The 23,615-nt window shown below is 51.1% G+C and carries 18 protein-coding genes; 10 read left to right on the top strand and 8 right to left on the bottom strand.

What is annotated here, in order from left to right; all coding sequences use genetic code 11:
• Positions 1-499 precede the first annotated feature (499 nt).
• Positions 500-910 (top strand): hypothetical protein, encoded by a 411-nt coding sequence (locus FH603_RS25420; protein ID WP_186741602.1) that lies wholly within the window; start codon positions 500-502, stop codon positions 908-910.
• 67 nt (positions 911-977) lie between these two features.
• On the opposite strand, the gene FH603_RS25425 is transcribed toward FH603_RS25420, so the two are convergent.
• Positions 978-2,927, bottom strand: a complete 1,950-nt coding sequence (locus FH603_RS25425) for a response regulator (RefSeq protein WP_186741604.1) — start codon at positions 2,925-2,927, stop codon at positions 978-980.
• Positions 2,928-3,114: 187 nt separating this feature from the next.
• Positions 3,115-3,507, bottom strand: coding sequence for a T9SS type A sorting domain-containing protein (locus FH603_RS25430; RefSeq protein WP_186741606.1), 393 nt, complete (start codon positions 3,505-3,507; stop codon positions 3,115-3,117).
• Positions 3,508-3,772: 265 nt separating this feature from the next.
• Here FH603_RS25430 and FH603_RS25435 point away from each other — a divergent pair, with 265 nt between their 5' ends.
• The gene (locus tag FH603_RS25435) at positions 3,773-5,497 is read left to right on the top strand and encodes a M14 family metallopeptidase (RefSeq protein ID WP_186741608.1); all 1,725 of its coding nucleotides are present in this window, start codon (positions 3,773-3,775) and stop codon (positions 5,495-5,497) included.
• Between the two features lie 50 nt (positions 5,498-5,547).
• On the opposite strand, the gene FH603_RS25440 is transcribed toward FH603_RS25435, so the two are convergent.
• Positions 5,548-6,552 (bottom strand): site-specific integrase, encoded by a 1,005-nt coding sequence (locus tag FH603_RS25440; protein WP_186741611.1) that lies wholly within the window; start codon positions 6,550-6,552, stop codon positions 5,548-5,550.
• Between the two features lie 764 nt (positions 6,553-7,316).
• On the opposite strand from FH603_RS25440, the gene FH603_RS25445 reads away from it, so the two are divergent.
• The 3 genes from FH603_RS25445 (at position 7,317) to FH603_RS25455 (ending at position 11,936) form a co-directional block, all read left to right on the top strand.
• Complete coding sequence (locus FH603_RS25445; RefSeq protein ID WP_208493193.1) at positions 7,317-9,770, top strand: DUF5060 domain-containing protein; 2,454 nt, start codon at positions 7,317-7,319, stop codon at positions 9,768-9,770.
• A 61-nt stretch (positions 9,771-9,831) separates the two neighbouring features.
• Positions 9,832-10,773: a DUF1016 N-terminal domain-containing protein gene (locus FH603_RS25450; RefSeq protein ID WP_186741613.1), complete on the top strand. Its 942-nt coding sequence runs from the start codon at positions 9,832-9,834 to the stop codon at positions 10,771-10,773.
• Between the two features lie 269 nt (positions 10,774-11,042).
• Positions 11,043-11,936, top strand: coding sequence for an NAD-dependent epimerase/dehydratase family protein (locus tag FH603_RS25455; RefSeq protein ID WP_186741615.1), 894 nt, complete (start codon positions 11,043-11,045; stop codon positions 11,934-11,936).
• Between the two features lie 107 nt (positions 11,937-12,043).
• On the opposite strand, the gene wrbA is transcribed toward FH603_RS25455, so the two are convergent.
• Positions 12,044-12,658 (bottom strand): NAD(P)H:quinone oxidoreductase, encoded by a 615-nt coding sequence (gene wrbA / locus FH603_RS25460; protein WP_186741617.1) that lies wholly within the window; start codon positions 12,656-12,658, stop codon positions 12,044-12,046.
• 272 nt (positions 12,659-12,930) lie between these two features.
• Between wrbA and FH603_RS29020 the strand changes: the two genes are divergently transcribed.
• From FH603_RS29020 to FH603_RS25475, 4 genes are all read left to right on the top strand, one after another.
• Positions 12,931-13,059, top strand: coding sequence for a hypothetical protein (locus FH603_RS29020; RefSeq protein WP_262891313.1), 129 nt, complete (start codon positions 12,931-12,933; stop codon positions 13,057-13,059).
• Positions 13,060-13,207: 148 nt separating this feature from the next.
• The gene (locus tag FH603_RS25465) at positions 13,208-13,774 is read left to right on the top strand and encodes a DUF4256 domain-containing protein (RefSeq protein ID WP_186741619.1); all 567 of its coding nucleotides are present in this window, start codon (positions 13,208-13,210) and stop codon (positions 13,772-13,774) included.
• Positions 13,775-14,031: 257 nt separating this feature from the next.
• Complete coding sequence (locus tag FH603_RS25470; protein WP_186741621.1) at positions 14,032-14,988, top strand: TolB family protein; 957 nt, start codon at positions 14,032-14,034, stop codon at positions 14,986-14,988.
• 25 nt (positions 14,989-15,013) lie between these two features.
• The gene (locus FH603_RS25475; RefSeq protein WP_186741623.1) at positions 15,014-16,414 is read left to right on the top strand and encodes a Gfo/Idh/MocA family protein; all 1,401 of its coding nucleotides are present in this window, start codon (positions 15,014-15,016) and stop codon (positions 16,412-16,414) included.
• A gap of 274 nt (positions 16,415-16,688) precedes the next feature.
• Here FH603_RS25475 and FH603_RS25480 read toward each other — a convergent pair whose 3' ends face one another.
• The 3 genes from FH603_RS25480 to FH603_RS25490 all read right to left on the bottom strand — a co-directional run bounded on the left by FH603_RS25480 (position 16,689) and on the right by FH603_RS25490 (position 19,448).
• Positions 16,689-17,612: a TIGR01777 family oxidoreductase gene (locus tag FH603_RS25480; RefSeq protein WP_186741625.1), complete on the bottom strand. Its 924-nt coding sequence runs from the start codon at positions 17,610-17,612 to the stop codon at positions 16,689-16,691.
• 13 nt (positions 17,613-17,625) lie between these two features.
• Positions 17,626-18,690: a medium chain dehydrogenase/reductase family protein gene (locus FH603_RS25485; protein ID WP_186741627.1), complete on the bottom strand. Its 1,065-nt coding sequence runs from the start codon at positions 18,688-18,690 to the stop codon at positions 17,626-17,628.
• A 158-nt stretch (positions 18,691-18,848) separates the two neighbouring features.
• A complete protein-coding gene (locus FH603_RS25490) occupies positions 18,849-19,448 on the bottom strand; it encodes a Crp/Fnr family transcriptional regulator (protein ID WP_186741629.1) in 600 nt (199 codons plus the stop codon).
• Positions 19,449-19,624: 176 nt separating this feature from the next.
• On the opposite strand from FH603_RS25490, the gene FH603_RS25495 reads away from it, so the two are divergent.
• The gene (locus tag FH603_RS25495; RefSeq protein WP_244968034.1) at positions 19,625-20,905 is read left to right on the top strand and encodes a glycoside hydrolase family 2 TIM barrel-domain containing protein; all 1,281 of its coding nucleotides are present in this window, start codon (positions 19,625-19,627) and stop codon (positions 20,903-20,905) included.
• A gap of 35 nt (positions 20,906-20,940) precedes the next feature.
• Here FH603_RS25495 and FH603_RS25500 read toward each other — a convergent pair whose 3' ends face one another.
• Entirely contained in the window at positions 20,941-23,526 is a 2,586-nt protein-coding gene (locus FH603_RS25500; RefSeq protein ID WP_244968035.1) for a glycosyltransferase family 2 protein, read from the bottom strand.
• Positions 23,527-23,615 lie beyond the last annotated feature (89 nt).

The raw sequence follows: 23,615 nt of genomic DNA on the forward strand, positions 1-23,615 counted from the left end.
GTAACTGGCAACTACCACATCAGTGGTAGCGTGGGGAGACGTATCGTGTTTTTTCGGGCGGCTTTCAGTTTAAGGTGAAGAGAAAAGATCATTCTGTTGATTTGACGAGCCCTTGGCATCTACTTAATCGGGAGAGATACGGGCTAAGTAAAAGTTACATAGTACTGTACGTAGAATTACAACCTTCTGGATTTAAATCCGGCTGAAAATATTATTATTCTTTCAAAGAATATTTTTTTAAAATACTGGATGAGCAGTAACATAACACTACTTATCCAGTAGACTAGTAGCTTATTATAGTTTATCCGGGAGGAGGTAATGTCTATTTGGCAGGATGGCGCAGTGGCCGTTAAACGGATAATTTCCGGAACATCAATTCACCAGTAAAAGCGCGTTGCTACCGAACGAATTCGGCGAATTTCGTACCATTCAATCAGCTTTATAAACCCTACACAGACATTATAGCTTGAACATGTAAGCGACCATTTTAAAAAACAGCATGGCTCCCGTCTTACCGTTTATCATTCTACTTCTAAGTTTAGTTAGTGCGGGTTGTGGTCGCAACGAAAGTCCGGTAACGAGTACTATCCAGCCTAATGCTATGCGGGATTTGGTAGTCAATACAAGCGCCAACAAGCCTCAGGGTGATCGAAAGCAGCCTGGCTCCAGATTAACTGAGCGAACCGGGCTGGACATCACCAATCGATCCGAGAACTTTACCTATAGCCAGATTTCTCTAACTCTTTATTTCAAGGATAAGAAAGGACAAATGGTTGACTCGACGCTTCAGCGATTTGCCGTACGACTCAAACCGGGGCAAACGAAACAGGTGGATTTTGGCCGCTCAACATCCAGACATTCAGGCAGCCAGTTTACGGCAGCGCGTGTCACAACAGCCGATAACGACTAACGGCTGTTGTTGAGCGGGCAACTCCCGCGCTAGACGAATGCTTGCTGCATCGGTCAATGACTCAACACTATTGTTTGAGGTAATCGGTTGGAGTCTGCTGATAAAACTGCCTGAACACCCGCGTGAAATAAGAGGGTGAGTCGAAACCCACCAAATAACCCGTTTCGGAAACGCCATGGCCTGCTCGCAGGAGATCAATGGCTTTGCGCAACCGGTATTGCCGGATGAGTTCGACAGGCGATAAATGGGTCAAGGTATGAACCTTCAGGTATAACGCCTTGCGACTCATGGCCAGTTGGTCGGCCAGCCATTCCACACTAAGCATTGAATCATCGAGTCGCTGATCGATCAGCCGATACAACCGACCCAGGAACTGATCACCCACCGCCTGTGATAACGCTGACCGATCGGGCTGGGCCAGCTGCTGCCGGTAGTTATCCCTTACTCGTTGCTGCCGATCCAGTAAATTATGCAGCCGCAAACGCAATTCACCCAAATGAAATGGCTTGGTCAAATAGTCATCTGCCCCGACTGCCAACCCTTTCAGTCGGCTCGTATCATCTGCCCGGCCTGTCAGTAAAATCGTTGCAATGTGATCTGTAGCCGGGTCAGCTTTGAGCCGCTCTATAAGGGCATAGCCGTCCAGACCTGCCATCAGCAAATCGGTAATAATAAGGTCTGGAAGTTCTTCTTTCGCAATGACCCAGCCTTGATAGCCGGTGCTGGCTGTCCGGACGCGGTAGGTGGTGGTAAGCTCAGCGACCATGTATTCCAGCAGTTCGGCGTTTTCCTCAACGATCAGCAGCAAGGGCGGGGTTTCGTGGGTATTTTCCGAAGGTGGGCCAAGGGGTAGAAAGTTGGATTGAGGCAGGTCGATCTGTAGGGTAGGAATGGCCAGATTCGGCTCCTGCCCTCCCCAGCCGGTACGCTGCAGGGGTAGTTCAACGACAAATTCAGTACCTATATCCACCTGGCTCTCCACCAGAATCTGACCACCCAATCGCCTGGTCAACGCCTTAACGAGCGCAAGACTAACTCCGGTGGGATCGCTGGACCTGATGCGCTGGTTGTCGCCCTGAAAAAAGGGATCGAAGATATGCGGGAGTTTGTGGGCTGTAATACCAATGCCCGTATCGCGCACCGATAAGCGAACACCTGTGGGGGACTCATACAGCCCAACGGTAACACTGCCAGCCTGGGTAAACCGGATGGCGTTGGTCAGTAAATTGTATAGAATAGTTTCCCATTTGCCTGCATCGAATCGGTAATTACCCGCCGGTAAATCGGTCTGGTAGCGGAGGGACACATTTTTGATGGTAGCAGAAGGCTCAAACAGGCTTACAACCTGCGCTACAAAGCCGGTAAGATCGCCCACTTCCTGTGCTTCATCGACCGGCAGGCCATCCAACTGGTGAAGGTCCATCAGCTGATTGATAAGCCGCAGGAGTTGACGGGCGTTCTGGCGGATGCTCATCAATCGCTGTTGCTGAGATTCCGTCAGGTTGGTTTCTTCCAGGAGCTGGTTGGTAGGGGCGAGAATCAGCGACAGGGGGGTGCGTAGCTCGTGGGTAATGTTGACAAAGAACCGGTTTTTCATTGCATCCAGCGCTTTAAGCTCCTGGGCCTGCCGTAGCTGATGACTGTATTGCTGCGCTTTATGGATGGTGCGTTCGAGGTCGTTAAAGTCAATGGGCTTGGTTATAAAGTCAAAGGCCCCTTTATTCATGGCCTCTCGTATGGTCGCCATATCACCATAGGCGGTTACCAGTATGGTTGGCAGCACGAAATTGAGTAAAGCAATGTGTTCCAGCAACGTAAGCCCATCCATCTCCGGCATGTTGATATCGGCCAGCACTATATCCACTTCCGGGTCCTGCTGAAGGATGTCCAGTGCTTGCTGCCCGTTTCGAGCCACGACGAACTGAAACGTGCCGGAATGAATTTGACGGCGGAAGCGCTGCTCGAACAAGGCATAGATATCAGCCTCATCATCAGCCAGAAGGATTTTAAGTGCCATGATGTCATAAAACCAGATAAGACCTATCGGGTCAATTATATATCGTGAGCGCTAAGGTACAACAGGACAACCGATAGCGGGCCTATCGCGACTGGTTCACGCGAGTGCCCGCTGGCAAGGCCGGGTTAGCAGGGAACTAACGGGGTTCTTGCCAGCGGGCACTCGCGTAATACGCGCTGTGTACGGGTTAATTAATGGCCACCAGGCGATTAGACTCCTGGGCTTGCTTCGTGTTCAGGGTCACTGACTGGCGGGTGGTTTCTTTACCATCGGTGATGATCAATTGATAGGGACCGTCTGGTAAGCTGCTTACGTCCAGACGCAGTCGGGCGGTCTGTTGTTGTTTGGTCAGCTGGTGAACGAAAAGTACCTGACCGGCTGCATTTGTCAGTCGAACATCGACTCGCTGGCCTGTTTTTTTGTCGAGCGAAACCTGAATTTTTCCTTCGGCGGTTGTGAAGATCCCGCTTTGGAAAGAAGCTGAGGGTTGGGGATAGGTAAGCGCTTGAGCGTGGCTGGTTGAGTTGTTAACCAGGAACAGGGAGAAAGCAACGAGCAGTGGTTTGATGAGCGTTTTCATGATCTATCGAGTTAAATTAATTTGTCTGTTTTGATAGATCAAAGGTCGGCTGTGCAGCGGGAAGGGGCTGTCACAATTGAGTCAGCAACTGTCACTTTTGGGAATACTTCCAATTCGTTAGAAAATCCACGTTTTTGGCTGTTTCGTGTCAGGCATTTATACCTGATTAGTGTTGTCTGAACGCTACGTTACCGGTAGGATCAGGGCATCTGCTCACTAGTTTGCCGGGTTTGGGGTAATTTAGGGCCGTCATACATTCCTGCCTATGAAAATTCCGTTTCGCCTGATGCTCTGTTTACTGGGCACCTCCGTTTTTGCTCAGTCACGCTCCGCCTTCGTTACGCCCTATGAACGAAGTCAGGGGAAAGAAACAGCGACCTACGCCGAGATCATTGATTTCTACCAGCGCCTGGATAAGCAATTCGATCAGGCCAAGCTGGTTGTGATAGGTAAAACGGACATTGGTAAACCGCTGCATATCCTGTTGCTCTCGGCCGACAAACAATTTACAGCCCGCCCCGACCGGGTAACGTTGCTCATCAACAACGGCATTCACCCGGGCGAGCCAGAAGGGATCGATGCCTGTATGATGATGGCACGTGACCTGTTGGTGTCGAACAGACTGCCGAAAAAGATGCTGCTGGCCATAATACCTGTCCTGAACGTAGATGGCTCGTTGAACCGGGGTGAATCGCGGGTGAATCAGAACGGGCCAGCTACCTATGGATTTCGCGGTAACGCCCGCAACCTGAACCTGAATCGTGATTTCATTAAGGCAGACGCTGAGAACACACGTTCGTTTCAGGCCATCTTTCAACAGCTAAAGCCACACATCTTCATCGATAATCATACCAGCAACGGGGCCGATTACCAGCACGTGGTTACCTATTTTGCTACGCAGAAAGATAAGCTTCATCCAACCATCTCGGGTTATATGGCGCAAACGTTTCAGCCGGAACTCGATAAGCTGCTGACGGAAAAAGGGTTTCCACCGGCACCTTACGTGAACCATCCCAGGGATACGCCAGAAAGTGGTCTGTTAGGGTATAATGACTCTCCCCGGTATTCAACGGGCTATGCTGCGCTGTTCAACTGTTTCGGGTTTACGCTCGAAACGCATATGTGGAAAGATTATCCGGCGAGGGTAAAAGGCAGTTATGCGTTCGATGAAGCCGTGTTGCGCCTGTGTGAGCGAGATGCCCCGACTATTCTTGCCAACAAGCAGCGAGCCGACGCAGCCGTCAGTGGACAGACAACATTTAAACTCAATTACCAGCTTGACCGTACACAAACGGATTCGATCACGTTTCTGGGCTACGAAGCTGGTTATAAACCGAGTGAGGTGTCGGGTATGAAGCGACTATACTACGATCGTTCCAGGCCATTTACCAAACGCATCCCCTATCAAAACACCTTTGTAGCCGCCCTCCAACTGAACAAACCCACGGCTTATGTGATTCCTCAGGGCTGGCAGGAGGTCATTACGCTGTTAAAACGGAACGGCGTCAGGATGCAGGCACTTTCCCGCGATACGGTGATGGCTGTATCGGCTTATTATCTGGATGACTACAAAACAAGTCCCCGTCCGTACGAGGGCCATTATATCCACTCGGGTGTGACGGTTCATGCGGAGGCTCAACGCATTCAGTTCTACACAGGTGATTACGTTATCCCAGCCAATCAGCCAGCCAATCGTTACCTCATCGAAACGCTGGAGCCGCAGGCTATGGATTCGTTTTTTGTCTGGAACTTCTTCGATAGCGTGCTGGACCAGAAGGAGTATTTCTCGAATTATATATTTGAAGATACGGCGGCCGACCTGCTGAAGAAAGATCCCGCCCTTCGCCAGCAGCTAGCCAGCAAACGGGCCTCCGACAAAGCTTTCTCCGAAAATGGCGACGCCCAGCTGGAGTTCATCTACAAGCGAACCCCGTATTTCGAAAAGACCTTCAATCGGTACCCCGTCTATCGCCTGGAGGTTGGGCAGTAAGAACGGCTGGACTACAGTTCGTCACTTTCCCGGTAGTAGCCAGGCAACGATCACAACCCCAGCTTCTTGCCGGCGTTAAACTTAGTGACGTTAGCAACACGGGTATACCGCTGAATCATTGCTGAGGTCTTGTGTTTGGTTTGCTGCATCACTTCCAGATCGTCGGCGCCATTCAGTTTGGCAATCGTTACAAAAGACGCCCGTAGCGAATGGGCCGAATACTGTTCACCGAGGTAGTGCTTTACCAGCCGCGCTACACTTTTATCAGAAAGCCGCTCGTTGGTTAGCCGTACCAGACCCGGCTCGCTGCCTTTACGGAACCGTACCAGTAATGGTCCCCGTTCTGGGCGCTGGGCCATCCAATGATGTAGTGTCTGGACCGGACAAAGATCAGCATCCGCGTGGGTAAAGAGTGCTTTCTCTTCATGGTCGCCATATTGGTTGGTCTTACTCCGGCGCATTCGAATGATAGCACCTTCACTGGTAAACAGCAGATCTTCCAGATTGAGTGCAACCAGTTCCGATCGACGGAATGCCCCTGTAAATCCGAGTAACAAGACGACTTTATCGCGGAGTTGTTGGGGATTGGTTACGTCGAGGCTTTGAATCACTTCCCGGAATTCGTCAACGGAAAAAGCGGGCGACTGTTGCTGACGCACGCCTATTGTCCGGCGAATACCTTCCAGCACGGTCTGTACCTGGCGATCCTGGACCGGGTAGTCGACCCCCTGCAAATCGTGAAGTTTGCGAACGGCCGACAGACGTCGCTGGATGGTAGCCCACTTGTCGGTTTCGGCTGCGAAGGCCAGATACATGCAAAGCGCTTCGGTTGGTATGGGAACGGGTCGCTCCTGATGCGTCTGGCACCACTGTCGATAATGCCGAAGGTCAGCGGCATAAGCCCGACGGGTATTGGAAGCTCCTTCCAGACCCAGCTGTAAATAATCGGTTACTTTGCTCCGTAAGGTCGACACACTTTTCTCCGTGTCGGCCACCGTTGGCAACAGCAACAAACTGTTTTTTGATTTATCGTTTTTGCGGGACTGAGACTTCATAATGCAAGTATACTAAAATTATTAGGTCCGATAACTCTTAATTATTGGACCTAATGCAAAAACAAAGAAAAATGAGTGGGTAGGGCTATCATACCCGATTGAAACCAACTGTTTAAAACACCCAACATAATTTCACTACTGGATTATTTCATCCAAAAAATATCGTGTCAAAATATCAAGTTTTTTCAGTTTCCCGGTGCAGTGATGACTACGCTGTGGCAATGTACAACCAGAAGAGATAATAAAAAGTAGTATTCGTTTAGATAACGGTTCTTGATGAATTCGACCGCAGAGCGCTGGAGGTCTGGCGGCAAAGTGCTGTGGTTTTGTAAATAGTTGCCGCATTTCGTCTACGTCTTCGGTAAGAGGTGATGTACCGGTTGGTTCAGGCAGGTACGCCTATTTCGTCTTGAGTAAATCAACGCAATTGTCCGGACGCTGCTACTCCTGTCGTCTCAAAGAGAGCCGTACTATTATCCCGAAATGTTGGCCGAGTTGAGATGGAGTTTCATTTCGCCAGCGTAGGCCACACGTGTTGGGATTCTGGTTATATAGACGCATCCTGCCTGAATTGTATTGTTGTATGAGATAGTCTTATATCTTGTAAGTCGGTCGCTTTACATACTATATCCAACTGCTATAAAATACCATTAACTGCCTTATAATGAGGTAATTATTTACCAATGAATACTCGTTAATTATTTTATATATACGGCTTTTCGTTAAGCAAGCCATTGCCATTTGTTGCCAGCCACATCATTTTTATGGAAAAACTTTTAGGTGTGTTCATGCCGTGGAAGCTTTTTATGAGCTATATATTGCTCCTGTGGGCAGGGCAGTTAACGGCCTACGCTGATGGCCTTACCGGCTTTACCCTGGTCGATGCGGCTACCGGGGCCGATCTCAATAAGTTGATAAATGGCGATACAATTAACCTGCAAATTGTTGGTGTTCAACTCAACATACGGGCCAATACTAATGGACCGGCTAGTGCTAAAGTAGTGTTCTCGCTTGACGGGAAAGACAATTACCGGACGGAAACAGAAGCCCCGTTTACCCTGGCGGGCGATTCGAATGGCAACTACAATTCCTGGACTCCGTCTCTGGGCCTACATACGCTGACAGCAACCCCCTATACTAATACAGGAGAAGCAGGTACCCCGTTGACCATTACCTTCCTGGTTGTGGCCCGTAGCCTGAGTGGAGGAAGCAGTATAGATGGTACAGGTAAGGTAACGGTAGCAGGCGATTTAAAGAAATGGCACAAAATCACCTTGCTTATCGATGGCCCGGCGTCTGACGAGACAGCCGTAACTAATCCGTTTCTCCAGTATCGACTGAATGTAACCTTTACGAATGGTACACGGAAATACCTGGTGCCCGGGTATTTTGCGGCCGATGGCATGTCGGCAGAGACAAGTGCCGGGTCTGGAACCAGCTGGAAAGTTCATTTTACCCCCGACGAGATTGGTACCTGGACCTACTCGATATCCATGAGAACCGGAATGAATATTGCCGTGAACGATGATCTTTTGACGGGGACGGCTGTCGGGAATATAGATGGTCAGACCGGTACCTTTGTCGTAGCGGCTACCGATAAAAACGGACTCGATCTGCGGGGCAAAGGCCGATTGAATTATACCGGCGAACACTACCTTCAATTTGCAGAAACGGGCGAATATTTCCTGAAAGGTGGCGTCGACTCCCCCGAAAACTTCCTGGCGTATCAGGATTTTGATAACACGCCAGATAATGGCCGCAGACGGAAAAGCTGGAGTCCGCATCTGATAGACTGGAAAGAGGGCGACCCTGGCTGGAAGGGAGGCAAAGGCAAGGGAATTATTGGTGCCGTCAACTACCTGGCCAGCCAGGGACTGAATGCCTTTTCGTTCCTGACGATGAACATAAACGGGGACGATAAAAATGTGTATCCCTATTTAACGACCACTGACTTTACCCGCTTCGACTGCTCAAAGCTCGATCAGTGGGAGATCGTTTTTGATCATGCCGATAAAATGGGCATGTATCTGCATGTAAAAACACAGGAAACGGAAAATAACAACCTGCTGGATGGGGGTAACGTAGGGATTCAGCGGAAACTTTACTACCGGGAGCTGATTGCCCGTTTTAGTCACCATCTGGCCATGAACTGGAATGTTGGTGAGGAAAACACCCAAACGGACCAGCAGCGGAAGGATATGGCGGCCTACATTTGGGAGCATGATCCGTATAAACATCCCATTGTTGTTCATACAAACAGGGGGCAGCAAAATAAAGTGTATACCCCTTTGTTGGGTAACGCGTCAAACTATACGGGCGCTTCTGTGCAAACCGACTGGTTCAACGTATACGAGGAAACCCGCAAATGGGTTGAAAATTCGGCCAGGGCAGGCCGGAAGTGGGTTGTCGCCAATGACGAACAGGGAAGTGCCAACGCGGGTGTTGCCGCTGATGCGGATTACACCGGGAACCGAGGGTTGGTCGTTGATAATCAGGACTCCATTCGCAGGGCCGTCCTGTGGGGAAACCTGATGGCTTCCGGTGCCGGTGTCGAGTATTACTTTGGGTACGATACCGGCGAGACAGATTTGACCGCGCAGGATTATCGCTCGCGGGCGAAGATGTGGCGCTACACACGCTACGCCCTTGAGTTCTTTAAAAAATATGTGCCGCTGCCAACGCTGAAACGACTGACTAACACAAGCAATGGCTGGCTATTGGGTAAAGAGGGAGACACGTACCTAATATACCTGAATAAGGGCGGAAGTACGGCCATCACGCTACCCAATACAGCTAGTTACCGCGTCCAGTGGTATGATCCACGTCAAGGAGGGGACCTGCAAACCGGATCGGTGGGCTGGTTGGTGGGTGGCGGTTCGTTGACCATTGGTAACCCACCGAGTGCGCCCGGTGAAGATTGGGTGGCCCTGATCAGACGACAGGATCCGCCATTGGCCGTTTCGACTACCGGTTTCTCAGAAATAACCGCTTTCCCGAATCCAACAGCTGGCACGCTCACTATTAGTGGAATCGATACGCGTTGTGCTACGTTGGGTGTCTCAATCACAAACGGGTCCCTGATGTATCGTCCTGCGTATGTCATCACTTCTTCGAATAGGATTCAACTTTCCTTACAGGCGCTTCCAGCGGGCAACTATCTGGTTTGTATTGATCAATGCGGTAAGGAATACACGCAAAAAATAATTGTCAACTACTAACTATGTTCCAGTAGTAAAATCACGTGGCAGACTCGTAAATAATTGCCAAGTTTGCGGCCCTATGGATAGTCCTCAACCAGAATATACAGCGCTGTTTCGTTACCTGCGGATGCTGGTCGACACGGAGCAAAAATCACTTGATCCAAATCCACAATTCGCTTTGGTCGAAGCATACTGGCATATCGGCCGGATCGTTGTGGAGACCGAACAGGACGGGCAGGAACGGGCCGATTATGGCATCCACCTGATCGAAATTTTGTCACAACGCCTAACGCAGGAATTCGGTAAGGGGTATAGCCTACCCAATATGTGGCGTTTCAAACAGTTTTATTTGGCATTTCCAATTCTCTCCACAACTGGGAGAGAATTGCCAAACCTTCGAAACTATCTTCGGACAGAGCTACGCTGGTCCCATTACCGAATATTGATGCAGCTGGAAAACAAGCAGGAACGGGCTTTTTACATTCAGCAGGCAGCCGACGAGCGATGGCCGGTCAGGATTCTGCAACGCCTGGTTAACTCCCGATATTATTACCAGACTGCCCTGGGCGAGGATCATTTGCTGGCTGGCGTCAAAAAAATAGCTACCCTTGCTCCCGCCGGTCTCTCCCCTACTCAGGTTGGGTCGAACGCACCACAGCCGTTGCGCACCAGGCTCGCCAACATCAGGAAAACGCTCCTCGAGCAGTATGTAGGCTACGCGTTTGTTGCCCAGCGTCAATATGTAAGTGTTTTGGGGCACGACCGATGGGCCGAACTGGTATTCTTTCAGTATGTGCTTAATCGGTTCATACTGGTCCAACTGAGTGAGCACGACCCCGCCAGTGTTGCGCAATTTCGTCAGCTACTGGATGCCTATCTAGATAAGCAACCCCCTACCGTTTCTCAGCCACCGGTTGGCTTTTTAGTCGATCCTACTGGACGGGTCAAGGTGATAACATCAAGTCAGGAGCCGGTATTACCCACCGATGAAGAAACGAGTTTGCCCCGTTTCTTTCATTGAGTGGCCAAGTCAGGGTTTCGATCAGTGTGACCAGATTGACTAGTGCAGTTAATTTTATTAACCGACTGTTTCATTGGTAAACTTGAATCGCCCGACTTAATTTCTCCGCATCTACAGTACGGTAAACAGAATCTTTTTTTACGGGTAAACAGTTTACCTTCATTTAGGGTAGAACTTACGAACTGTAGGTCATAGACGGTCAGCCGCTATTAAGCAGCGCAAATAGTATCGGTTAGTAAAAAGGAAACCATTGGTTAACAGAAGAATACATGACTAAAAAGCGAATATTTTTTACAGGGGGATCCGGAAAAGCAGGAAAGCACGTCATTTCCTACCTGCTCGATCAGGGGCACAACGTGATGAATGTAGACCTGATGCCTTTGAATCACCCAGGGGTAGATAATCTGATAGCAGACATTACGGACTCCGGTCAGATTTTTAATGCCATGAGTTCGTATGCCGGATTGGATGAACTGGAGCCAGGGAATGGCATACCAAAATTTGATGCTGTCGTACACTTTGCTGCCGTACCCAGGATCTTGATCAAGCCTGATAATGAAACGTTTCGGATCAACACCATTGGTACCTACAATGTCATTGAAGCAGCCGTTAAACTAGGCATTAAAAAGATTATTATTGCTTCCTCAGAAACTACCTATGGTATCTGTTTTTCAGATGGTAAAACCAATCCTACGGTGCTGCCCCTGGAAGAGGATTATGACGTTGATCCCATGGATAGCTACGGTTTGTCGAAGGTTGTCAATGAAAAGACGGCACGCAGCTTCCAACGCCGGTCAGGCTTCGATATTTATGCCCTTCGTATCGGCAATGTGATTGAGCCGCACGAATACGCTGAACTGTTTCCCCACTATTTTGCGAACCCTGAAGTGCGACGCCGGAATGCCTTCTGCTATATAGATGCGCGTGACCTGGGACAGATCGTGGATTTGTGTTTAAGTAAAGATAGCCTTGGTTATCAGGTTTTCAATGCCGGAAACGATGAAAACGGCGCTACCATCCCCACGAAAGAACTGGCTGAAAAGTTCTTCCCGAACGTGCCTGTCACGCGCGAAATGGGGGAGCATGAAGCCTTGTTTTCAAATCGCAAAATCCGTGAAGTGCTGGGCTTTAAAGAACAACACAACTGGCAGAAATACGTGTAGCAAGTGTCATAGCAGCTACTTCAGAAGCGTCATGCTTACCCTGTAAATAGTCCTGCCACCACAACGCCCGGAAGTTGGGCGTTGTGGTGGCAGGAGTTTATATTGTTTTACTTAACTGCCAGTTTGCGGGCGATTTCGGCGGTGTGCTTACCCTGAAAGCGAGCTCCTTCCAACTCATTGGGGCTGGGCTGACGTTCGCCCTGACCACCGGCCACCGTGCTTGCGCCATAGGGAGTGCCGCCGGTTACTTCCGTGTGGCCCATCTGGCCCTGCCATGCGTAAGGCAGACCTACGATAATGAAGCCGTGGTGTAGTAGTTCGGTGTGGAACGCACGGATGGTTTCTTCCTGGCCACCGTGCTGGGTAGCGGTGCTCACAAATGCCCCCCCCACTTTACCTACCAATGCCCCTGTAGCCCATAGGCCACCAGTACTGTCCATAAAAGCCTGCATCTGGCCGCACAGATTACCATAGCGGGTAGGGGTACCAAAGATGATAGCATCGTAGTCAACCAGTTCCGAGGGCGTTACGACCGGTATGTGAGCGAATGCTTGCTGAGCGCCGGTAGCCCCTATTTTGTCGAGTACCTCGGTAGGTAGCGTTTCAGGCACGCGCTTAACAACTACTTCATTACCAGCGACCTCACGGGCACCTTCGGCTATGGCTTCGGCCATTTTCCAAAGATGGCCATACGTGGAATAGAACAATACGAGCGTTTTCATAGAATGATCTTACGTGTTAAAATGAAAGAAAAGTGCCGGATAACTTTGATTGCTTTTATTTGAGTGGAGTTACAAAGCTACACAGATTGATGTATATACATCAATCTGTGTAGCTCATTTGTTTTCTTAATATAAGCCCTGATTATTAAGGAACGCTATCATTTTCGATTAAATAAAGCTTGTCCTGTGAGCCCTGCTACTAGCATACGGGTAGTATTTGGCTTTACTTTCGGACACTTTTAGTCTGTCTGTTACCCTCAACTTCTATCAAAATGAGTTTATCCAGTCCCGCTACCGTCCCTGATCAAGCCGAAGAACTTGATGATCCATATATTCAAACCGTTTCGACCGAAGAGTTCGTTGAAGCCGTGGAACAGGCTAGTCAGGAGGAAGAAGAATAAATGTTGACCATACATATACCCTGATTAAGTCAGCCTGTTTCGAAGCCAACATTGTAGAAAACAGCATGTAAGGGGACAGTAAAACCGACTACTTTGCTTCTTGATAGATAGTCCCTTACTCCTACCCTAATTGACTGGTACCAACCCTATGAATGGAGAAAAAAAAGTATTGTCATCCCAACAGCAGGAAGCGCTGCTTGCTACGCTGAAATCCCGTTTTGAAAAAAACATGAACCGCCATCAGGACTTGGAGTGGACCACCCTACAGGCAAAGCTGGAAGCTAACCCTGAAAAGCTATGGTCGCTCCATGCGATGGAACAAACAGGTGGTGAGCCCGATGTGGTTGGTCATGATATACAGACGGATGAATACCTCTTTTTTGATTGTTCAGCGGAAAGTCCCAAGGGTCGGCGAAGTGTCTGCTACGACCACCAGGCACATGCCTTCAGAAAAGAGAATAAACCGGAAAATAGCGCCCAGAACATGGCTGCCGCCATGGGCGTTGAGCTGCTAAACGAAGACCAGTACCGGGCCTTACAGCAACTCGGTCCGTTTGATATGAAGACGTCGAGCTGGCTAGAAACGCCTGATGCGATCAGAAATCTGGGGGGAGCCATCTTTGCGGACTACCGCTACGCCCATGTATTCGTATACCATAATGGAGCCGAATCGTACTATGGCAACCGTGGATTCCGGTGTTCGCTACGAATCTGAACCGGCAGGCAAAGGAACTGTAGCTCCATCAATAGTTTAACGTAAATAATGAATAATGTCGATGTCAACTAGCTGAAAATAAACGAGTTAATGCTACTTCGATTGTGTTTACGTTCATTCTAGTCCCCAATTCTCGTTAGTAGGCAGTTTCAGGGGCTGTCATTACTGCCCCCCCTGAAACTGCCTACTAACCCATGCAAACAAAACGATACATTTGCCTAAACGAATTGCTTACGGCATTCTTAAACCTGGTATTCATGAAGAATTTTACAACACGACTGATTTCCAAGCCTCACGTCAACTGGCCCGCCCTGGTCATCGGCTGGTTCCTTTGTTCGATGGGTGCCCTGGCGCAAACAAAGAAAGACACCACCAGCTTTATTCAAACGCTGGATATCAGAACGGGCCGGATCGATACCGTGCTCACCATCAAGGCCCATTATGAAGCCCCTAACTGGCATCCCGACAATTACCTTGTCCTTAACAGCAAAGGTAAAATCTTCACCCTGGATCTGGCGTCTAAAAAAATAGCCGAACTCAACACCGGCTTTGCCAATCAATGCAACAACGACCACGGCATTTCGCCCGACAAGAAATGGCTGGTCGTCAGTCACAACGACAGAAACAACCCTTCCGCGAAATCCTATAAATCAGCCGTTTTCCTGGTTCCTATTACGGGTGGAGAACCGAAGCTACTTACCCCTGACGTTCCCTCCTACTGGCACGGCTGGACCCCGGATAGTAAGACCGTGGCCTACTGTGCCGAACGAAATGGCAATTATGATATCTACACAGTTGGGATTGACGGGGGCACCGAAAAACGATTGACCAACACGGAGGGCCTGGACGACGGACCCGATTATTCGCCCGATGGGAAATATATTTATTTCAACTCCTACCGCACCGGTCACATGCAAATCTGGCGGATGCTGGCCGATGGATCGAAACCCGAACAGCTTACTTTCGACGAAAATTCGAACTGGTTTGCCCATCCTTCGCCCGATAATAACTGGATTGTGTACATTGCTTATATGTCCGACGAAAAACAAGCTCATTTATTTGGCAAACAGGTCAAACTTCGCCTGATGAACCTCAAAACGAAAGCGATCAAAGACATTACCCCTGTCTTTTATGGCGGTCAGGGCACGATCAACGTGCCTTCGTGGAGCCCTGAGAGTCAAAAATTTGCCTTCGTCAGCTACTTGGTCAAGTAACCCTTACTACTATTTCGTATTTCTCATGAAGAAAGACAATTCAGCTTCCAGAAGGAAGTTTTTGCAGCAAATTGGGGCGACCAGTTTAGTGGCCGCTTCCTCGCCCTTGTCCTCACTGGCTGCTCAGGAAAAAGCTGAAGTACGCATCCTGCAGTATGAAAGACCGGTCTCCGCCAATGATACCATCCGATTGGGGGTCATTGGATACGGCGTACAAGGCCATTTCGACGCCAATACGGCCCTTAAAGTGCCGGGTGTTGAATTGGCCGGCATCTGCGACTTGTATACGGGCCGCCTTGAAAACGCCAAAGAACAATATGGTAACGAACTCTATACGACCCGCAACTATAAAGAACTTTTAGACCGGAAGGACATCGACGCGGTAATTATTGCCACGCATGACGTCTGGCACGCCCGCATCACCCAGGACGCGCTGGCGAAAGGCAAGCACGTGTATTGTGAAAAGCCAATGGTCTACAAAATCAGTGAGGGCTATCCGGTCATAGCAGCCGCTAAAAAAGCGGGTAAGGTGTTCCAGGTAGGCAGCCAACGCGTGAGTAGCATTGGGTACGCCAAAGCCAAAGAGTTGCTGGCGGCTGGTGAAATTGGTAAGCTCAATATGGTCAATGCCGTATATGACCGCCAAAGCTCAATTGGTGCCTGGGAGTACACGATTCCAAGTGATGCGGATGCCATGACAACCGATTGGGAACGGTTTATTGGCGTGACAGCCAAAATGCCGTTCGATGCCAAAAAGTTTTTCTGGTGGCGGGCCTTTAAAGAAGTTGGTACGGGCGTAGCAGGCGACCTGTTCATCCACCTGCTGAGTGGCACTCACTTTATAACCAATTCAAAAGGCCCTAAAAGCATTTATAGTACGGGCCAGTTCAGCTACTGGAAAGATGGCCGTAACCTGCCCGATGTGATGTCGGGCGTGATGCAATACCCCGAAAGTCCGGAGCACAGTGCGTTTCAGTTGACCCTGCAGGTGAATTTTATCAGTGGTACGGGTGGGCAGGAAGTAATTCGGCTGGTTGGCTCGGAAGGCGTAATTGATGTGATCGGCAATAACATTAACGTCAAGCATAGCCTGATGCCAGAAGCGCCCGGTTTTGGCGGCTATGACTCGCTGTTTACCTTCTCGAAAAGTATGCAGGAGAAAATGCAACAGGAGTATGATGCCAAATGGACGGCCGACCAGCGAAAAAGAAACAGCAAAGCGGATATTGTCTTTAAGGCCCCGGACGGTTATAACGACCATCTGGACCACTTCACTAACTTCTTCGATGCGATCCGGACGAATAAGCCGGTTATCGAAGATGCAACGTTTGGATTGCGGGCTGCGGCCCCCGCTTTGTCCTGTAACGAAAGTTTTTTCACCAAAAAGATTGTACGTTGGGACCCCATCAACATGAAACTGACGTAATCGCTGGCATATACTGATAGCTAGTGAAAATCATCGAAAAGCCGCGCTCGTACAATCTGAGTGCGGCTTTTCGATGATTTTTACGGGCTACATTCATAGCGATGAAATTGTGCAGTTGGGTTGGGTACCAGGCGATGGTTTCTCCTCCCTGCTAAGGGATGTAATTACCGTGTCGGGTAAGTAAGCAATACTATGCGAAGTCGTGCAAACTGGCACTAAGGCTATCGATAGCTGATCGACACGGTCCGGTGCATCCGGTTATGCCTTATCTCCGTTACGGATAAATTTCGGCCAGTGCTTCATCAATCGTGGGATATTCATACCGGTATCGTTGCTGAAGTTGTTGCTGTGGCACGGCCCTGGTGCTATTGAGCACAAAAGCACTTCGTTCACCCATCTTTAATTTTAGCATGAATGCGTGTATGGCAGGCATCCATAATGGCTTGTGTAATTGCCGGGCCAGGGCTTTCATCAGTTGCAGGTTGGTGATCAGTTCGGGAGCCGTCTGGTTGAATACGCCATTCAGGGAGCCATCCTCAACCCCCAGACAATAGAGCCCTACCACGTCCTGAAGGTGTATCCAGGGAACCCACTGGCGACCGCTACCAACAGCAGCGCCAAAACCCGACTGGACCATCGGCGCTAACGAAGGCAGGGCCCCTCCTGCTTCGGTAAGTACAACCCCGGTGCGAAATGTAACAATACGCAGGCCCAGGTCTTTCCCTTCCCCCACAGCGGCCTCCCATTCGCGGCAGATACTCCCTAAAAAATCGGATGTTGGATCGCTTTGCTCGGTCAGGATCTCATCGGATCGGTCACCGTAGAACGCGATGCCTGAAGCGGAGATAACCGAGCTGACAACATGAGGCCTTTCGCCCATCAATCGGTAAAGGAGCCGGATCGATTCGGTACGGCTGCGGCTAATCTCCTGCTTGCGGGCCGGCGTCCAGGACTCAGCCGCAATGTCTGCACCCGCCAGGTGAATGATCGTATCGACCCCGTCCAGGCAATGCGCATCGATCTGTTGGTCCGGTACATTCCAGCCGAAGACGGTAACGCCAGGAATAACGGATGGCGTACGACTCAGGTGGCTCACCCGGTGTCCCTGTTCAAGCAGGGCCTGCGTTAACGGCTTACCAACCAGACCATTGCCGCCGGTAAGTAGAATATGGTGCTTTTCTAAGGTGTTGTTTTGCATGGCATCGGCTGGTTCAGGCGTTCGAATGGTTGGGAATGAGGATTACTTTCCCGTATGCCGTTCGGGATTCGGCCAGTTCCATAGCCTGCTGAATGTGGTCCAGCGGAAAACGGGCAGCAATGCGGGGGGTGAGCACACCACTGGCCAGCAAGCTCATTACCTGGGCGAAATCGTCCTGTGAGCGGCTTTGAAAAGCCTGACTACCCCGACCCGCCATGACGTCATAGAACAAGGCCCGGCGACCATTGGGCAACAGGTTCCACCAGGTTAAGTGGGCGATCAGGTCGATGAAGTTAACAAGCATCGATTTATTACTCAGCATGGCCGAGGCAATGGCGTAACTCACCAGCGTTCCGCCCCGTTTAAGTAAGCGAAAGGAGTGTGTAATACCGGCACCACCCACATTGTCGAAAACGGCATCGACCCCATCCGGTGCCAGTTGCCGAATCTGATCGGCCCAGGCAGGATCGGTATAATCCACGGGCTCAACGCCCTGTTCTTTCAGGGTAGCGTGGTGCCGACGCGAAGCCAGTCCGATGACCCGTACGCCAGCGTGCCGGGCCAGTTGTACCAGGGTTGTGCCGACACCACCGTTGGCGCCATGCACGACAATGGTTTGACCCGCGCGAATGTGGGCTTTCCGATGCAACATCTGCCAGGCCGTGAGTCCATTGACGACCAGCGCTTCGGCTTCGGCCGGATCAATCCCAGCCGGAACTGGCAACAACTCGTTGGCAGCACGCAGGGAATAGCTGGCCCAGCCCCCGGTTTTGGTCAGGGCGGCCACCCGTTTGCCCATCCACGAGACATCAACGTCTGGACCAATGGCCACTACCGTGCCGACCAGATCGTAACCCGGCACAAAGGGGAACGCGGGCTGGCCCGGATAGCGGTCACGGCGCATGGCCTGCTCGGCAAAGGAGATGCCACTGGCTTCTACCCGCACGATCACCTGGCCGCTCGCTGGCTGGCTGAGTTCGTTGTTGTGAATGACGAATCCACTGGGTTCCACCGGGGCCGGTAGCACGACCTCCTGGCTAATGAATGTTGTCTGACCGGCTTCTTTTATCGTCTCCATCGCTATGTCTGTTTTTGTTCAACAAAGCTACCGGTCCCCCTCGGGCCAAAACGATAACAAAAGATAAGAACGGGTCGGGCCGCGTTCGGTCTGGCCGCGTTCGGTCGGGCCTTGCCCCACCCGTAGTCGGTTCATCCGGCAACCGGTTCGGCTATCCCTTATTTGGCGACGATTCGGTTACGAATTCGACTCATGCTAACGGGGGTAATGCCCAGGTAGGTGGCAATGTAATGCTGGGGAACGCGCTGAAGGATGTGCCGCTGATCGCCTTCCAGCAGGGCCAGATAGCGTTCTTCGGGGCTGAGCATCAACAGTCCCGCCATCCGCTCTTCCAAAGCCACCATCACATATTCGGCAAACAACCGGCCAAATTCCTGCCAGCCCGCATACTGACTGAACAGGGCTTTCAGGACGGGGTAAGGAAAGACCAGACACGTAGCCTCACTGAGGGCTTCGATATTAACCGGCGATGGTCGGGCGGTGATGCAGCTCATGTAAGCCGCTATCAACTGTTGGTCAAAGAAGAAATACGTGGTGCGTTCTTCGCCGTCTTTGGTATAAAACTGCCGGAATACGCCCTCCAGGACAAAGCCTACCTGATTGGCAACTATCCCCTGGGTTGCCAGTAGCTGGTGTTTTTTCAGGTGTATGATGGACAGGTGAGGCAGCAGTTCATTCCATTCTTCATCGGACAAAGTCGCAAACTGGTCGATATGCTGACGCAGTTGTAGGGCTGCCTGAATAAGTGAGTCGTTCATCGGAGGATGGGAAGGTTACTGGTTATACGATTTAAGTAGGTGAGAAGTACGCTGATTTGGTAGACTCAGTAGATTTTCTCCCATAATAACGTGACGTTTTTGCGGTATTCGGTCAAGATGTAATGATTATTAGTTCATTCCGCCAACTACCCTTATTTATACAGTTGCTCAGCTACATGCTCATCGCTCTGAGTTATGGATGCCAGCCCCGGTCGAAGCGCCCGCCCAACACTAATCCGGACCCTGCTGTACCAACGGCTATTCGATGGACAGGCCATACCTATGCGTTGATGCGCTATGGCGAACCGTACTTTATCAAAGGGGCGGGCGGTATCTCCCATTTCGAACAGCTGAAAGAAGCCGGGGGTAACTCCATCCGCGTATGGGACGACGCGGATGCCGGCCAGATTCTGGACGAAGCGCAGCGGATGGGCCTGACGGTCATGCTCGGGCTATGGGTAGAGCGGGAAATGGAAAGTTTCGATTACGAAGATCAGGCGGCTGTAGAACGACAATACCAGCGCATAAAAAAAACGATCCTTAAGTACCGGAATCACCCGGCGCTTCTGCTCTGGTGTGTAGGCAACGAATGGGCACAGGAAGCCGACAATGTGAAAGTATACGATGAAGTCAACCGCCTGTCGAAGCTCGTTCATCAACTGGACCCCAATCACCCGGTCAGCACGGCCATTTCGCCGGATAGCAAACGCGCCGTGTGGCTGGTCAGTCAGCGATGCCCGGATCTCGATATTCTGGCCGTAAATTCATACGCCCTGACCGAACAGCTGGCCGATTTTTTCAAACAGGGAGGGTGGACGAAACCGTATCTGATCTCAGAATATGGCGCGCCCGCCTATTGGGAAACCCCTGTTTCGCCCTGGGGGGCACCCGACGAACCCAACAGCCAGCAAAAACGTACCAGCGTCCGAAACTTCTACCAGCGGCACATTGGCTCAACTCCCCCCAACTGTTTGGGGGCTTACCTGTTTTACTGGGCAGCCAAACAGGAAGAGACCCATACCTGGTTCAGTGTCTTTGACGAAGCAGGGCATGCCTCATCCCTGGTCGACCTAATGCAGGAACTCTGGTCGGGAAACAAACCGGCAAACCTGGCACCCGTGGTGCAAACGCTGCTGATCGATGGCAAACCACAGCTGCATCGCTCCTACCCCAGTTCGCCTGAGGAACACGAAGCGCGTTTTGTCGTTCAGGACCCGGAACATGACTCCCTGACCTACGAGTGGGAAGTAAAGCCCCGCGCCCAACCCGGAACGGACTACATTGGCGTGCCCCGACCACCGCTGACCGGGCTGATCACATCGGCAAGCGCTGCCACCATTCGCTTCAGGCTTCCTGACGAACCAGGTGCCTACCGGCTGTTTGCCAACGTATACGATTCGCACGGGCATGTTTCGACGGCAAATTTCTCATTTGCCGTGAAGCCAAAACGGCCTTGATGAAATGAAGCCACCAGTAGCGGCTACCCCCGTGGCTACGGATTGGACTGCGTAGCCAGTAGTCGGTAGTTATGCCGCTCAAACGCTTCCTGATCGGCAAACACGATACCTCGAATCGTTGGGTACCGCTCCCGCATCAACTCAACCGCGTCGAGTGTCCACCGGCGGGCCGCATTGATGTCAGTAGCCGACCCTAAGCGGGTGATAAGAATGGGTTTCTGCCGTATGCTGTAATCCGGATGGGTTCGTACGGTAGTGTGGAAAAGCTGGTACAGTGCCGCAAATGAGTGGCTTTTATGATCGGGAGCCAGGGCCGGGTCATTCACTACGGCAACCCCCAGCCAGTCGACATAAGCGTCGCCCGGATAGTGCGACACGAGGGTCGAGGGTCGGGACGGGCACCAGATCCAGGCGATGGAACTGGCATGGCGCGTCCGGCAAAACCGAACCAGATAGTGCCACACCTGCTGCATCAACAGCAGATCCCGTGCATCGGACACATACCACCCTTTTGCCGGATCGTCGAAGTCGGGCATAAAACTCACCAGCACCGGCTTTCGGAACGCCTTCACCTGCCACACAAAGCGGGAAAGGGCTTCGTCGCGGTCACCCTGCAAAATGCTTTTTAGAAACGCCCGCATCGTATCAGCCGTTGGGATTCCAGCACAGGCAGGCTCCAGATAGAGCAGGGGCAGCTGATTCGTCCTATCCACCGACAGGGGCTCTATCGAAGCATGAGCCTGAACCGGCCAGGTAAGGTGATGGGGGACAATAGCCGAAGCGTTGGGGTTGGCAGGCAGCGTGACACCAGGGGCCGACACCCCTACGTAAAACGGCTGTGTCGTGGCGTAGCGGACCAAATGCGGCAATGGGTCGATTTTCTTACGGTATACGAACAGTCCCATACCGATCGAAAGCAGCAGGACAACCCCAAACAGCCTGACCGCCGAAAGACGCAACCAGCCATACAGACAATGACGAACGTGCCAGGATGACAAACGAATGGACCCGTAGAAATCGGGTCGGCGAGCCGACACACGCTGTACCCAGTTGCCAATGGTCAACAACACTTTTTCCTGACCCACGATTATGTTCAGACTCAGGATCAGGACATTTAACAGACCAAAGCCAATCATCAGCTGGGAGTAAATGTTGTTGAGCGCAAATCGACCGTACCAGTACACACTGAAGCCAATAGCGCCGAGGGTCAGTAAGCTCATGACAATGTTGGGCAGTACGAGCCGGAAATTATTACGGGGTTGATCATCTTTAGGTGTTGGAATGTAAGGCACTTTTACCCGAAAGACGGTATAGATCAGGGCAAGAACGTAGACCCACCAGGTACCGCTGGCCAGTATACCTCCCACCAAATGAAAACCTGCTTCATGCCGTTCAATAAGCCACCGCTGTGCATACTGCCTGATCAGGAACCCCGTCAGCAGTAAGGGGATGTAAGCGGTTGCAAACAAAAGCAGATCCACTTTCAGCGGCAGCCGCATCAGTAGCAACGACAGGATAGGTATGAGCAGGTCGAGCAGCTGAACACTGCCGAGCAGGTAATACAGCGGCAGGGAACCATAATGAAGTCGCTGCCGCCACGATAGACCACTGAAAACCATGGGGAAAACCGTAACCAGCAATTCGAACGTACCCCGCGCCCACTTGAGTTGCTGCTTGTAATAGGCCGAAAGCGTAGCCGGGACCAATCCAAACGAAAGGGGAAGCGGTACATAAACCGACTCCCAGCCATTGGCGTGCAGCCGCATGGCCGTATGCATGTCCTCGGAGAGACCATTGGCATGCCCACCGATCGAGTCGAGAGCCGACCGCCGGAACGTGCAGTTAGCACCAATGGCCTGGGCTGTCCCATACTGACCCATACTGGTCATCATGGGGCCGTAAAAACTGTAGGTCTGTTCGGTAGCGCCGAACGCCACAACACTTTGCTGCCGGTTGTAGTACCCCTGAACGCATTGCACAAATCCCACCGTCGGCTCCTCAAAATAGGGTAGCACGTGATCCAGAAAATCGGGCACGGGCACATGGTCAGGGTCGATAATCAGGCATATATCGCCCGTAGCCTCAAAAAGTGCATTATTGATGTTTCCCGCTTTAGCATCGGTTTTAAGGACACGGGTAATGTGCCGAACGTCCAGATCGAGACAGACCTGCCGGAGATACGGGTCGTTGGCTTCATCACAGAGGTAGGTCGTATGCGGGTAGGTAATGCGTTTTATAGCATGCAGAGTGTTGACCACCATTTCGTAGGGTTCCCCCGCGCAATAGGTCGTCAGCACATCGACTCGCCAGGTGCGGCTAACGACAGGTGGGGTGGGTGGAATAACCGTCCAGTAGTGATACCACTCATGCAGCAGCCGCAGCAGCTTGAATACAACCGAAGCCGTAAGCATCCCATACAACCAGGAATAACCCTGGTTATCCGGGTGAAAATAAACGACCAGAAAGGCAATTACAAACAGTAAGCCAATGAGAATCAGAACCCGAATTGGTCTATTATCACCCGACCTGGCCGAAAAATTGTATGCTTCATTTGGGGTGGTCTCAGAAAAAGTCGGCCATTTCATGCGGGATAGAAAAGAATAGACTTGTTGCAATGGCATAATTTTGCTTTATGAATCTCTCAATTAAGGCTTTAAAAACTGACCGCCAATGGCGGTCGGCCACCGGTTTAGACCATCAACGCTTCGCT

Source organism: Spirosoma utsteinense (assembly GCF_014282275.1).
In the GTDB taxonomy this organism is placed as follows: domain Bacteria; phylum Bacteroidota; class Bacteroidia; order Cytophagales; family Spirosomataceae; genus Spirosoma; species Spirosoma utsteinense.